Source organism: Paraburkholderia solitsugae, assembly GCF_013177695.1.
Classification (GTDB): Bacteria; Pseudomonadota; Gammaproteobacteria; order Burkholderiales; family Burkholderiaceae; genus Paraburkholderia; species Paraburkholderia solitsugae.
Map to the genome: position 1 here is coordinate 47,056 of NZ_WOEY01000026.1, position 12,622 is coordinate 59,677.

10 protein-coding genes are annotated in these 12,622 nt (G+C 62.6%); 1 reads left to right on the forward strand and 9 read right to left on the reverse strand.

The features are described 5' to 3' along the window. Positions 1-22: 22 nt before the first annotated feature. The 3 genes from GNZ12_RS06525 to GNZ12_RS06535 all read right to left on the reverse strand — a co-directional run bounded on the left by GNZ12_RS06525 (position 23) and on the right by GNZ12_RS06535 (position 3,482). Positions 23-574: a hypothetical protein gene (locus GNZ12_RS06525; RefSeq protein ID WP_172309574.1), complete on the reverse strand. Its 552-nt coding sequence runs from the start codon at positions 572-574 to the stop codon at positions 23-25. Positions 575-1,360: 786 nt separating this feature from the next. After that, entirely contained in the window at positions 1,361-2,548 is a 1,188-nt protein-coding gene (locus GNZ12_RS06530) for an acyl-CoA dehydrogenase family protein (RefSeq protein WP_172309575.1), read from the reverse strand. A 22-nt stretch (positions 2,549-2,570) separates the two neighbouring features. After that, positions 2,571-3,482, reverse strand: coding sequence for an ABC transporter substrate-binding protein (locus tag GNZ12_RS06535; protein WP_235993623.1), 912 nt, complete (start codon positions 3,480-3,482; stop codon positions 2,571-2,573). 272 nt (positions 3,483-3,754) lie between these two features. Here GNZ12_RS06535 and GNZ12_RS06540 point away from each other — a divergent pair, with 272 nt between their 5' ends. After that, entirely contained in the window at positions 3,755-4,666 is a 912-nt protein-coding gene (locus GNZ12_RS06540) for a LysR family transcriptional regulator (protein WP_172309602.1), read from the forward strand. Positions 4,667-4,733: 67 nt separating this feature from the next. On the opposite strand, the gene GNZ12_RS06545 is transcribed toward GNZ12_RS06540, so the two are convergent. The 6 genes from GNZ12_RS06545 to GNZ12_RS06570 all read right to left on the reverse strand — a co-directional run bounded on the left by GNZ12_RS06545 (position 4,734) and on the right by GNZ12_RS06570 (position 12,551). After that, complete coding sequence (locus GNZ12_RS06545) at positions 4,734-6,335, reverse strand: rhodanese-related sulfurtransferase (RefSeq protein WP_172309577.1); 1,602 nt, start codon at positions 6,333-6,335, stop codon at positions 4,734-4,736. After that, complete coding sequence (locus GNZ12_RS06550; RefSeq protein ID WP_172309578.1) at positions 6,332-6,940, reverse strand: cysteine dioxygenase family protein; 609 nt, start codon at positions 6,938-6,940, stop codon at positions 6,332-6,334. Before GNZ12_RS06550 ends, GNZ12_RS06545 begins: the two co-directional genes overlap by 4 nt. 33 nt (positions 6,941-6,973) lie before the next feature. Then, the gene (locus GNZ12_RS06555) at positions 6,974-8,023 is read right to left on the reverse strand and encodes an ABC transporter substrate-binding protein (RefSeq protein ID WP_172309579.1); all 1,050 of its coding nucleotides are present in this window, start codon (positions 8,021-8,023) and stop codon (positions 6,974-6,976) included. A gap of 12 nt (positions 8,024-8,035) precedes the next feature. Next, on the reverse strand, positions 8,036-9,043 hold the full coding sequence (locus GNZ12_RS06560; RefSeq protein ID WP_235993620.1) for a class II aldolase/adducin family protein: 1,008 nt from the start codon (positions 9,041-9,043) through the stop codon (positions 8,036-8,038). 11 nt (positions 9,044-9,054) lie between these two features. Next, positions 9,055-10,134, reverse strand: a complete 1,080-nt coding sequence (locus GNZ12_RS06565) for an LLM class flavin-dependent oxidoreductase (RefSeq protein ID WP_172309580.1) — start codon at positions 10,132-10,134, stop codon at positions 9,055-9,057. A 1,109-nt stretch (positions 10,135-11,243) separates the two neighbouring features. Further along, entirely contained in the window at positions 11,244-12,551 is a 1,308-nt protein-coding gene (locus GNZ12_RS06570) for a solute carrier family 23 protein (protein WP_074285670.1), read from the reverse strand. Positions 12,552-12,622 lie beyond the last annotated feature (71 nt).

Sequence of the window (12,622 nt, forward strand, 5' to 3'; positions counted from 1 at the left end):
GTCTTCCCCACCTTTTTACCCGCTATCGCCCACGTATCACGTCCGAGCGCGATGTCGTGTACACCTTCTGAAATTGATCGAAGTGCACGTTGAAAATGCCTTCTTCAGTCACGCCGCCCTCGCGCCACTTCCAGCTCCAGACGGTTTCCGGTTTCAGCGGAAACACGGCGATCTGGCCAGGCTTGCCGAGCAGGTGGCGCACCTCGTCTTCAGTCATGCCGATGCGAATCTTCCCGAAGTTGTCGGCGGTTAGCACCTGCGTGATGGATTGCAATTTGCCGTCGCGGTCGATGTCGACCATGTACGTATTCAGCCCCTGCGGGCCACGCGGATATTCGAAGCGCTTCGAGCCGTCAGTAAACGTGCGCTCGGTTTCCGGCTTGCCCATCTGATCGCGGATCTCCGCCTCAGTCGTGACGCCCGGCGTCATATTCTTGAGCAATAACGCGTCCGGCTTGACGGCGTTGAAGAATTCCTTGAGTTTTTGCACGGCGCGGTCGCTCTGTTGGTCGTCGCAACCGGTCAGCGCAACGCACGCGGCCAGCATCGCGACAGTAAGCAGTTTCAGGCTCACAGCGAGTTTCCTGTACGGATGCGAAGCTGCAATCCGCCCGCATCCCGTTGTGTAGGGTGTACTACAGGATAACCGCGTACGGAAAAAACCGCGAGCGAGGGCGGCAATGCGGCGTGGCGCCTTTATGCAGAGTGGATTGCGGTGGGATGCGATTACGTGACGAAGCCGCGGAAAAACTGTGAAAAACCGCAGGAGACTGTATAGGCAAAGGCAAAGGCAAAGGCAAAGGCAACGGCGCAGCAAAACGCGCCGCAACAGGCACCGCAAAAGGGCGGCAAGTTCGCGCTGAACCCGCAAAAACCGTTGCCACAAGCAAAAAGGCGACGCTGTGCAAAGCGTCGCCAGAATCGGTCGATACGGTCAAACCGGAAAATAAACAGCGACTAGATAGCCGCCTGAAGCGACGCATTGCGGACGACGCGCAGCGGTCTGGTCCCGGGCAAAGCGGCGAGAGACCTTGGCCTCTGACCTTGCGCCATCGCCGGAATGGCAGACCGCTGCTTGTTTGGCCGCCCTGGTCCCTCGATAAGCCTTTCAAGTGCAGCTAATCTAAACGGATTGGCCGATTTAGACGAGTGCGCGTTTACACCGAATTGGCAGAAGATTTGCGGTAGGTGGCGCTGGCGTTGCATGTGGCTTGCGCGACGGTCGCGCTACCTTCTTGACGCGCGCGAAAATGCAGCGAAGATGCGTCGCCTTCATCTCAGGTACGTGCGGTCCATCGGGACCCGGTCCATCGTGACCGCTCCATCGTGACCCGGTCCATCGGGGCCCGGCGGATTCCGCTCAGGTTGCTCCCTTTGCGAAACCCGCGCGCCCCGCCCCCTGCAGCACCGAATCGTTCTGCGGCGTATGAATCCGCGCACACAGCACATCGCGATAGTGACGCTCGAGCGGATTGTCGCGGGTGAGGCCGGGATTGCCGCTCGCCTCGACCGCCAGTTGCACCGCTTCGATCGACTGATTCGTCACCGTATATTTGACGAACGGCGCTTCGTCGAGCGTCACGCGTTCGGCGTGCGCGCTGGTATCGAGCAACACGCGATTGCTGAACAGCAGCGCGTCAATACGGCCGAGCGTCTGCTGAAACGCAGGCAGGCTCGCGAGCGGCGCGCCGAGATTGCCGGGCCTGCGCCCAGCGGCCCATTGCCCGAACCAGTCACGCGCCGCCCGCGCGACGCCGTCATACACCGCCGACAACAGCACACTCATCCACGCGAAGCCGAGTGCATCGAGCCCGGCACCCGGCTCGCCGGGCAGATGGACATCAACGGCATGCGTGGCCGGCACGAACACGTTGTCGAACACAAGCTCATGACTGCCAGTGGCGCGCATGCCGAGATGATTCCACTCGCTGCCGACCCGCACGCCGGGCGTGTCCCGATGCACCAGCCACACGCCGACGCGCGGCGGCGTCTCGTCGCTGCGCGCCCACACCGCGAGCCAGGTGAGACCGGGGCTGCCGGTCGAGTACAGCTTGCTGCCGTCGATGATCCAGCCGTCCGCGCTGCGCTTCGCCATCGTCGATGGCAAACCGCCGCGCGCGGGCGTGCCCAACTCGGGTTCGACGCGCAGCGAGTTGATCAGCGCGCCATCGCGCACAGCTTCACGCGCCACCCGTTCACGCAGTTCGACAGGCCAATGCGGGTTGCCCTGCAAGCGATGATGAAACAGGTATTGCATGACGAGCACCAGTGCCGTGGACGGCTCGCCGCGCGCCACCGCGCGCACCACTTTCAGGGCCTGTGGCAAGCTCGCGCCCACGCCGCCGAGCGAGGACGGCACCGTCAACGAAAGCAGATCGAATTCGTGCAGACGCGCCAGATTGGCGTGCGGAAACTCCGCTGTGTGGTCGTAGTGAGCCGCGCTTGCAGCGAACTCGCTCGTGAGCCGCGCGAGTAGTGCGTCGAACGCATCGCTGTCGAGCGGTGGATGACGGCGCGTCACCGCGCTGTCGGCAATCGGGGCGTTCATGTGAGGGCTCCGGCAGGCCGCATCACGGCAGAGGGAAGCTGCGATCGAAGCTCGTGCGCACGTCAAGATGCGCACGGATCACGTTGGCGGCTTCGTAGGTATCGGCGGTGCGCTGCTGTGCGGCGACGACGCTGTCGTCGATGGCCACTGGATGCACCTGGCCGCGTTGATAGACGGTTTTCAGCACATCGGTCGGCAGGCCCGTGACTTTTGACTGCATCGCCGCCACTTCGTCGGGATGCGAAAGCGCCCAACGCTGGCCGATCGCCACGCGTCGGAGGAAGTCGGCAAGTTGCACGCGCTTGTCCGCGATCGCGCGTTCGGTCGCGACCTGATAGCTGAGTCCTTCGGACAGGCCGACGCCATTGGCGATGATGCGGTCGTGATCGCGCGCTTCGGCGAGCGCGGTGTACGGGTCCCACACCGACCATGCATCGACGCTGCCTGACGCTAGCGCCGCCTTCGCATCGGCGGGGGCAAGGAACACGAACGTGACATCGGTAACCGGCACGCTGGCCTTCTTCAATGCGGCGAGCGCGAGATAGTGGCCGATCGAGCCGCGCGTCGTGGCGATGCGCTTGCCCTTCAGGCTCGCCGCATCTTTCAACGGCGATTGCGTGCCGACGACGATCGCCAGATCCAGCGGATTCGACCGGGTCGCCGCGACCGCTCGCACCCGGGCGCCGGCAGCGAGCGCAAACACCAGTGGAGCATCGCCCAGGCCGCCGACATCCACGGCGCCGGCATTCAGCGCTTCGCCAAGCGGTTGCGCGGCGGGAAAATTGAACCACTCGATCTTGTACGGCAGGTCTTTCAGTTGACCGGATGCCTCGAGAATGCCGCGTGTTTGCAAGGCCTGATCGCCGACTTTGAGCACGGGTAAATCCACCGCATAGGACTGCGTCGCGCAAACCGTGCCGCACAGTGCGAGCATGACCACGCCGAGCGGCTTGAGCAACGCACGTTGCAACACGGATGAGGCGGAGAACAAAGAACTAGAAGTCGTCATGGCGGCGATTACGTCGTGGCATCCAGGTGATTGGCTATCGACGATAAGGCACGCATCTGTATAAGACAAACGCATTATTCTGCTAAGCAAATATGCGAATTTTCTTGAATGGCGCGGCGTGCGCGCACATCGATACAGGTATCATCGAACGCACGAATCTTGCGCCCCGTTGCGCACCCATCCAGTCACCGCTCATCATGAAGATCGACGAAATCGACGCATACGTCACCGTCATTCGCTGCCAATCGCTACAACAGGCAGCACTCTCTCTCGGCCTCACACAACCGGCCATCACGCGCCGCCTGCAGAATTTCGAAGAGGCGCTCGGCGTCGAACTGCTCGACCGCAATACGCGCCCGCTCAAAGCGACAGCAACGGGCCGCATCGTCTACGAACAATGCCGCGCGATCCAGCGCGAACTCGACGTGCTGCGCGAGATCGTCGCTACCGACACGCCGCCAGTCGGCACACTGCGCCTCGGCGTCGCGCAGACGATTGCCGATATCGCACTCACTGATGCGATGCGTGGTCTCAAGGCGGCCTACCCTGATCTGCAAGCGCGTGCGTCGACCGGCTGGGGCAGGCAGTTGCTACAGCGCGTCGAGCAGGGCGAACTCGACGCCGCCGCAGTCCTCCTGCCCAGCAACAAGACTTTCGACGAGGCGTTGTCGGCGCACTCGCTTGGCCGCATCAAACTGGTCGTTGTCGCGCAAAAGGGTATGTTAAAAAAGCGCGCGCATACGTTGGCGGAATGTCAGTCGATCGGGTGGGTGTTAAATCCGGATGGTTGCGGCTTTCGCGACGGCCTGCAACGCACGCTGACTGGCTTGGGGCTTGCGCTTAAGCTGAATCTCGAAACGCTCGGCACTGAACTGCAATTGCAGCTGGTTGCTGACGGTAACGGCCTTGGACTCGTGCCGTTGCCGCTGCTGCAAGCCAGCGCTCACGCGGACGCACTCGATATTGTCTCGATCAGCGACTTCAAGCCGCTCATCGATATCTGGCTCGTGCATCCGCGCGTGCTGGGCAAATTGCAACAGCCGGTCGAACGCTTCGGCGCGGCGATCGAGCGGCAATTCAAGGAAGCGCGTGCGCAGCACGCGGCTTGAGCCGCGCGCTGACTTTGTTTGCTTCGGCTGATTCGTCTGCTTCGTCTGCTTCGCTCAAGCTAGCAGCTCAGATCACGCGAAAACCGTGCGTACCATCGCGCCCAAGTTGAGCAACGAGCCCGTACTCCCATTCCAGGTACGCGTTCATCGCTTCGTGCGCGTTATCGGTTCCTTCATACGGGCGACGATAACGATCGATGCGCGGCGAGGCCAGATGCGTCTCGCCACTCTCGACAGTCAGGCCCGTCTCAATCCACGCGCTCGTGCCGCCGCTTAGCACCTGTACCGGCTTCCCCGTCAACGCCGCCAGTTCAGGCGCGGCGAAGCGCGCAAGAAGACTGCTGCCGCAGATCACCACATAGCGTTGCGCATCCGGCAGCTTGCACAACGCTTCATCGAGTTGCCCGCGAATCGCGAACCACGCGCCCGGAATATGGCGCTTCACATAGTTCGCGCTGGTCGTGAAGTCCACCACGACGGTACCGGGCGATTGCAGGAGCGCAACCAGTCCGGCCGGCGTGATCTCATCGACAGCAGGCGGCGAGGGTGCATAGCGTGCGGCGGGCGCTGCGCCCTTTTCGCTGAAGTCCGCGTTGCCCAGGCCGTCCACCACATACACGTCGACGTTCATCTGCGCGAGCCACGACGCGGTCATGCTCGCGCGCACGCCATCGTTGTCGGCGAGGATCACGCGCGCGCCGCGCACCGGCGCGAACATGTCGGTCTCCTGCACAAGCTGACCACCCGGCGCATTGCGAAAACCGGGCACGTGCCCCGCTTCGTATTCTTCCGGTGTGCGCACGTCGAAACGATAGACGGTGCGTACCGATTCGTCGGCCCAGCGGCGCGCTTCGTCGCGCGACGTGCGGCCCACCTTGGCGCGATCCGCCACCCCGCGCGCGGAATCAGCGGCGGCGAGGCGCACTGTGTCATCGACAACCGGATCGAAACGGCGCGAGCTGCCGTGCGCGAGCGCCTGACCGGCAAGCGTCCAGCCAATGGTGCCATTGCGCAGCGCCGCAACCGGATTCGGCACGCCCGCATTGATCAGCGACTGCGCACCGATGATGCTGCGCGTGCGCCCCGCGCAATTGACGATGATCCGCGTCGACGGGTTCGGCGCAAGCTGCCGTGCGCGCAGCACCAGTTCCGCGCCAGGCACGCTAATGCTGCCGGGAATATTCATGGTCCGATATTCGTCGAAACGGCGTGCGTCGAGCACCACCACATCGGCTTCGTGATCGAGCAGCGCCAGCACCTGCGGCGCTCCGAGGGACGGCGTATGGCGCACGCTTTCGACCAGTTCGCCGAATGCCTTGCTCGGCACGTTGACGTCCTGGAACAATTCACCGCCTGCCTCACGCCAGCCTTGCAGGCCACCCTCGAGCAGCGCGACATCGGTATAGCCCAGCTCGCTCAGACGGCGCGCGGCGCGTTCAGCAAGCCCTTCGCCGTCGTCGAACACGACGACCGGCACATTGCGGCGCGGCAGCCGCACGGGCGCTTCCAGTTCGAGACGCGACAGCGACAGATTGGCCGCGAACAGCGGATGACTGCGCGCGTGCGGATCCTCTTCGCGCACGTCGACGAGCGCGATTTCCTCGCGCTCGAGCAGTGCACTGCGCACATCCTTGAATGATCGGATACGGAACTCTTTAGCGAAACTCATGAGATCGGGGACTCCTTCGAAACATTCCAGATATTCGGCAACACGTCGTTCGAGTAACCGGAGATAAAGGTTTTGCGGCCGCCTTCGGCCGGATAGACAGAACGCGTTACCGCGCCGATATTTCCACCGTACACGTGAATGCTGATCGACGCACGATCACGAAAAGCATTACTCACGCGATGGATATCGCCGATGCGCGGCGACACGGCATCCACTGCACCGGCATCGAGGCGCTTTGCGGCGCCCTCCTCCTCCAGCGCGCCGTCTCGCGTGATGCGATAGCCCCGAGCAATTTCCGCACCACGCAACACGCCGATCAAACCCCATACGGTGTGATCGTGCACCGGCGTCGACTGGCCCGGTCCCCATACAAAACTGACGATTGAAAAACGCTGCCGCGAATCGGCGTGCAACAGGAATTGCTGATAGCGCTCGGGGTCGGGCTGCGCAAAGGCGTCGGGCAACCAGTCGTCGTGAGCGATCAGCTCGCGCAGCGCGGCACCACCCGCTTCGAGCAGCGGTGCTTCAGGCACATGCTCGTCGACGAGCGCCGCAATCCGGCCAACGAACGCGCGCAGCCGGTCCGGTCTCAAAGCTTGAGTCATCGAATGCTCAGAATGTGGGTTGGATGGAATCAGTCACGCACCGTGGGCGAGCGCGGCGTTGAAGGTGTCGGTCCACAATGGTGCGACGTCGACGTGCCGGTCGATGACCGCTGCACGCGCGAACGTATCGGCAACCTGCTGCTCGCTCGCGATGTCCGCCGCCGTGATGCCGGTGACGCGGCGCGCCTGGCTCTGGTTGCGATACAACGAGCGGATTGCCTCCTCGGGCACGCGCAATTCCGCGGACAACACCTTCGCGTAGACATCCTGATGCTGGCCGAACCACGTGCAGGCGCGTTGCAGCCGCACCAGCAGATCCGCCGACGCAGCGCGCCGTTGCGGGTCGGCGAGCACCGACGGATGGCCGTAGTACAGGTAATTGCCGGACAGATAGCCGTTGGCGTTTTTCAGCACGCGCGCACCCGCCTGCGAGATCGCGAGCGGCACGTTGTAGCCGTAGATCGCCCAGGCATCGAGCGAACCGGCGTTGAACGCGGCGAAGCCGTCGCGCGGCGCGAGCGAGGTGGCCTGAATATCGTTGAACGATAGCCCCGCCTCTTCGAGCATGCGCAGCAGGTAGTAGTGCGTCGTGGTGGCGCGCAGATAGCCGACGCGTTTGCCCTTCAGATCGGCGATCGAGCGGATCGTCGAGCCATTCGGTACCAGCACGACCTGATTGTTGACGTCGTCTTTGTAGACGGCAATCACGCGCACCTGAGCATTCTGCAGGCGCGCGAAGATCGGTGGAATCTCGCTGCCCGAGGCGATATCGAGCGAGCCGCCGTTCATCGCCTCGACCATCGCGTTGCCCGACTGGAACTCGGACCAGTCGATCGTGTACGGCGTATCCGCGAGTCCTGCAGTTTTCAGGAGCGTGGCGTCGCCGCCCTTGTAGGTCGCGACGCGCAAACGGACTTTGCTGAGATCGACATGCGGATCGGTTTTCTCGCTCGCTGCCGGGGTGGCTGCAACGGCTGTCGAAATCAGGAGTGTGCCTGTTACGCCGAGCAACGCGGCTGCCGGCAGCGCGGACATGAGCCGGCGGCGCCGGGGCGAAGCCGGCGAATCGAAACGTTGGGTCATCTTATGGGACGCTCAGGTAAGAACGTCAGGCTCGGCTTCGACCAGCCCTTCCAGCAGGCTTTGGAACGCAAACAGCGCGCCGCCGGGACGGCCGACCTGCTCGTGTGTGAGCGCGGCGACGTCGTGCGGAATGGCTTGTGGCGTGCCGGCGGCTTCGGCAAGCAATTGCGCATGGCAGGCGTTATCGAGCGCGATATACCACCACGCCGCCGCCTCGACGCTCGGACCCGCCGTGAGGATGCCGTGATTCTTCAGGATCACCGCCTTTCGTTCGCCCAGCGCCGCGGCGATGCGCGCGCCTTCGTCCGTATCGAGCACGACGCCGCGGAAGTCGTCGAACAACGCGTGGTCCTGATAGAACGCGCACGAGTCCTGCGTCAGCGGATCGAGCGTGCGGCCGAGCGTCGACCAGGCTTTGCCGTAGAGCGAATGCGTGTGCGCGGCGGCGACCACATCGGGGCGCGCCTCGTGAATTGCCGCGTGAATCGCGAAGGCCGCCTGATTCACCGGTCCCTCGCCGACCACAATGTCCCCATGCGCATTTACGAGCAGCAGATCGGACACGCGAATGCGGCTGAAATGCTTGCCGAACGGATTGACCCAGAAGTGATCGGGCCACTCCGGATCGCGCGCGGTGATATGCCCGGCGAGACCCTGATCGAAACCATAGCGCGCGAACAGACGAAATGCCACGGCGAGCCGTTCCTGCCGATAACGCCGTTCAGCCGCGATGCTTTCACGTGGCGGGACGTCGTCGAACCAGAATTTACGGAGTGGCGCATGACGCTGGAGCGGCGACGCATCTGGGGTGTTTGGCAGCGTGGGGGCGCTTTGCGGCGTCGGGGTATTTTGCAGCGCAGCGGTACTTTGCGGCGTGGCGGTACTTTGCAACGCAGCGGTACTTTGCAACGCAGCGGTACTTTGCAACGCAGCGGTACTTTGCAACGCGGCGGTACTTTGCAACGGGTGAGCACTTTGCGGCGTCGGGGCGTCTTGCAACGCGGCGGACAGATCGGTCATCGCGGCTCCGTTCAGGCGGCCACGCGCTCGACGCGCGCGATCCGTTCGCGGGTGGCCGGAATCAGTTCACGGCCGTAGTCGATGGCGTCTTCGAGCGGATCGAAGCCACGCACGAGGAAGGTCGAGACGCCGAGCGCGTAATACTCCGCGAGCGTTTCGGCGACCTGTTCCGGCGTGCCGACCAACGCGGTCGAATTCGAGCGCCCGCCGATTTCCTTGGCGACCCCGGTCCACAGTCTTTCGTCGACGCGGTCCGATTCACCGGATGCCGCGAGCAACCGCCGCGCGCCTTCGCTTTGCGCCGGACCGCCGACGCCGAGCCCTTGCGCCGCGCGCAGCCGCCGTGTTTCTTCGAGGATGTATTCCGCGCGTTCCCAGGCGGCCGCTTCGGTCGCCGCAAGAATGGGCCGGAACGACACCGAGAAGCGCACGGTGCGGCCGTGTTTTGCGGCTTCGGCTCGCACACGGGTGACCTGTTCGCGCACTTGCGCCTTCGATTCGCCCCATAGCGCGTAGACATCTGCATGACATCCGGCGATTTCGAGCGCGGGCGCCGACGCGCCGCCGAAGTACACGGGGATATGGGGTTGCTGCACCGGCTTCACTTCAGAGAAGCCTTGTTCGAAGCGGTAGTACTGACCGTGGTGATCGAAGGGTTTCGCTTCGGTCCAGATGCGGCGCAGGATGTGCAGGTATTCGTCGGTGCGGGCATAGCGCTCGTCATGCGAGAGGTAATCGCCGTCGCGGCGTTGTTCGGCGTTGTCGCCACCCGAGATGATGTGAACGGCGAGACGTCCGCCGGAATAGTGATCGAGTGTTGCCAACTGGCGCGCGGCGAGCGTGGGGGCGACAAAGCCCGGACGATGGGCGAGCATGAAGTGCACTTTGCTCGTGACGCTGGCCGCGTGGGCGACGGTGAGGAGCGCGTCGGGGCTCGTCGAATGATGCGGTACGAGGATGCGGTCGAAGCCGGCGGCTTCGTGTGCGCGGGCGAATTGCTCGACGTAGTCGATGTCGATGATGGCACCTTGCGGTGCGTGGGTTTCAGACACCTTGCGGGTCTGGATCATGCCGATGAATTCGATGGACACGGGGTGTGTCTCCCAGGATGGTGTTTTTTGCCCGGCGGGGCGGTGGCTTTCTTGGCTGGATGCATTGCTCGGTTCGAGGGGTTTAAGGTAGCAGCGCTACATGCGGTTGTTAAATATTGATCGGACATATCTATATCGGGTTTGCATGTAACGGTTTTGGTTTTGCCTGCCCAGGCTGGGGCCTCCGCGGCGCTTTTTGTCTGTGCCCTCACGGTGTTGGCCTTTCCTTGATTACTTATTGGTTTATTAGCGTTGCCCCTGTGTCTGTTTGCCTACGGCGTTGGCCTTTCCTTGATTTGATATTGGATTATTAGCGTTGCCCCTGTGCGGGGCGGCACTTACTTTCTTTGCCGCCGCAAAGAAAGATAAGCAAAGAAAGCGGCTCAAACCGCTAATTCTTAAGCGGGTCCCCCGCACAGTCGCGGTAGTGGTCTATCTGGAATCCGTGTCCTCGCACATTCGGCGTTGGCGACAAAGCGCTCATCAGTTCCCACTCCGCACTGCGTGCGTCGCGGACGGGTCTGCATGGGAAACCGTGGGGCTTCGTTCGCGCACGGCGGGGGCCATCGGCTTCGCCTCGACGAGGCAACCAAGCAATTAGAAGGCGAGGTCCGCAAGCGGCCGTGGTGCCGATCAAAATGCGAGAGCAAAACCGCAGCGGGCGGTTTTAAGAAGTACCGTTCGGCGCGCGCAGCGCCGGTTTAAGAAATGCGCTTCGGCGCGCGTAGCGCCGCCGGAAGTATGACTGCTGTGTCACTAACGCCAAATGTGCGAGGGCACAGATTCCAGATGCACCACTACCATGGCTGCGCGGGGGACCCGCTTAAAAATTAGCGGTTTGAGCCGCTTTCTTTGCTTATCTTTCTTTGCGGCGGCAAAGAAAGTAAGTGCCGCCCCGCACAGGGGCGACGCTAATAAACCAATAAGAAATCAAGAAAAGGCCAGCACCGTAAAGGCACAACCAAAAAGCGCCGCGAAGGCAAACAAACCAGGCAAAGCCCATCGCCGCATGCATACAGAACAACAAGCGCCGAGCAGGCAAACAAACCAAAGCCCACCGCCGTACGCATACAACAAAAAAGCACAGCCAAAAGCAAAAACCCTACCGATCAGGCCACCGGCCCCTGGGCCGGCTTCCTCCTCAGGAGAGCATAAAGAATAATCGCCCCAAAGGTCGCGGTACCGATCCCGCCAAGCCCAAATCCGCCAAGCTTCAACGAAAAATCCCCTGCGCCCAGCACGAGCGTCACCGCCGCAACGATCAGATTCCGGTTGTCGGAGAAGTCAACCTTATTCACGACCCAGATCCGCGCGCCGGTCACGGCAATCAACCCGAACACGACGATCGACACCCCACCCAGCACTGGCCCGGGAATCGTCTGGATCACCGCGCCGAATTTCGGCGAAAAGCCCAGAACCAGCGCAATCACAGCTGCAATCACAAATACCAGTGTCGAATAGATCTTGGTCACGGCCATCACACCGATGTTCTCGGCGTACGTCGTCACACCGGTGCCACCGGCGAAACCGGACACGATCGTTGCGAGTCCATCGCCAAGAAATGCCCGGCCGACGTAGCGGTCCAGATTCTGCCCCGTCATCGCGCTCACCGCCTTGATGTGCCCAAGATTCTCAGCAACAAGAATCACCGCAATCGGTGCGAGCAAGGTCATCGCCTGCATGCTGAAAACCGGCGCCGTGAAGTGCGGCATACCAAACCACGCAGCGTTCGCCACAATCGCAAAGTCGATCGGCTTACCCATGCCAAGACCATTCGTGACGATCGCGTAAATTACGTACGCCATCAGCAAGCCGACCAGAATCAGCAACCGCTGCAGCATGCCGCGTGCAAACACCGCGACCGCGCCGACGCACAGCACCGTTACCAGCGCCATCCACGAGTCGAAGTTGCTGCCGCTCACACCATGCACCGCGATCGGCGCAAGATTCAGCCCGATCACGCAGACGATCGCTCCGGTCACGACCGGCGGCATCAGCGTTTCGATCCATTTGGTGCCCACCGCCGAGACGATCAGGCCGATGATCGCGTACACCACCCCGCACGCAATGATCCCGCCCAACGCCACCGGAATGTTCAGGTTCGGACCGTGCCCGCCATATCCCGTCACCGCGATCACCAGGCCGATGAACGCGAAGCTCGAGCCGAGATAACTCGGTACGCGCCCACCGACCAGCACGAAGAACAACAGCGTGCCGATCCCCGACATGAAAATGCACAGGTTCGGATCGAAACCCATCAGCAACGGCGCAAGCACGGTCGAACCGAACATCGCGACGACGTGCTGAATGCCCATCGCAAACATCTGCGGCCAGGCGAGCCGCTCGTCAGTGCCGACAATGCGGCCCTCGGCAGCGCTCGGCTGGGCGCGCCAGCGTGGGAAATAGGAATCGGCCATGGCGGGGGTTCTCCTCTGTCGGCGTTTTAGTGGACGGCGCAGCGAGACGGCGCCGTCTGGGAATTACGCGC

Bases quoted from the DNA above. Each gene is read 5' to 3' on its own strand.
- GNZ12_RS06530 (WP_172309575.1), bottom strand. From the start codon at position 2,548: ATGAACGCCCCGATTGCCGACAGCGCGGTGACGCGCCGTCATCCACCG.
- GNZ12_RS06535 (WP_235993623.1), bottom strand. From the start codon at position 3,482: ATGCTCGCACTGTGCGGCACGGTTTGCGCGACGCAGTCCTATGCGGTG.
- GNZ12_RS06540 (WP_172309602.1), top strand. From the start codon at position 3,755: ATGAAGATCGACGAAATCGACGCATACGTCACCGTCATTCGCTGCCAA.
- GNZ12_RS06545 (WP_172309577.1), bottom strand. From the start codon at position 6,335: ATGAGTTTCGCTAAAGAGTTCCGTATCCGATCATTCAAGGATGTGCGC.
- GNZ12_RS06550 (WP_172309578.1), bottom strand. From the start codon at position 6,940: ATGACTCAAGCTTTGAGACCGGACCGGCTGCGCGCGTTCGTTGGCCGG.
- GNZ12_RS06555 (WP_172309579.1), bottom strand. From the start codon at position 8,023: ATGACCCAACGTTTCGATTCGCCGGCTTCGCCCCGGCGCCGCCGGCTC.
- GNZ12_RS06560 (WP_235993620.1), bottom strand. From the start codon at position 9,043: ATGACCGATCTGTCCGCCGCGTTGCAAGACGCCCCGACGCCGCAAAGT.
- GNZ12_RS06570 (WP_074285670.1), bottom strand. From the start codon at position 12,551: ATGGCCGATTCCTATTTCCCACGCTGGCGCGCCCAGCCGAGCGCTGCC.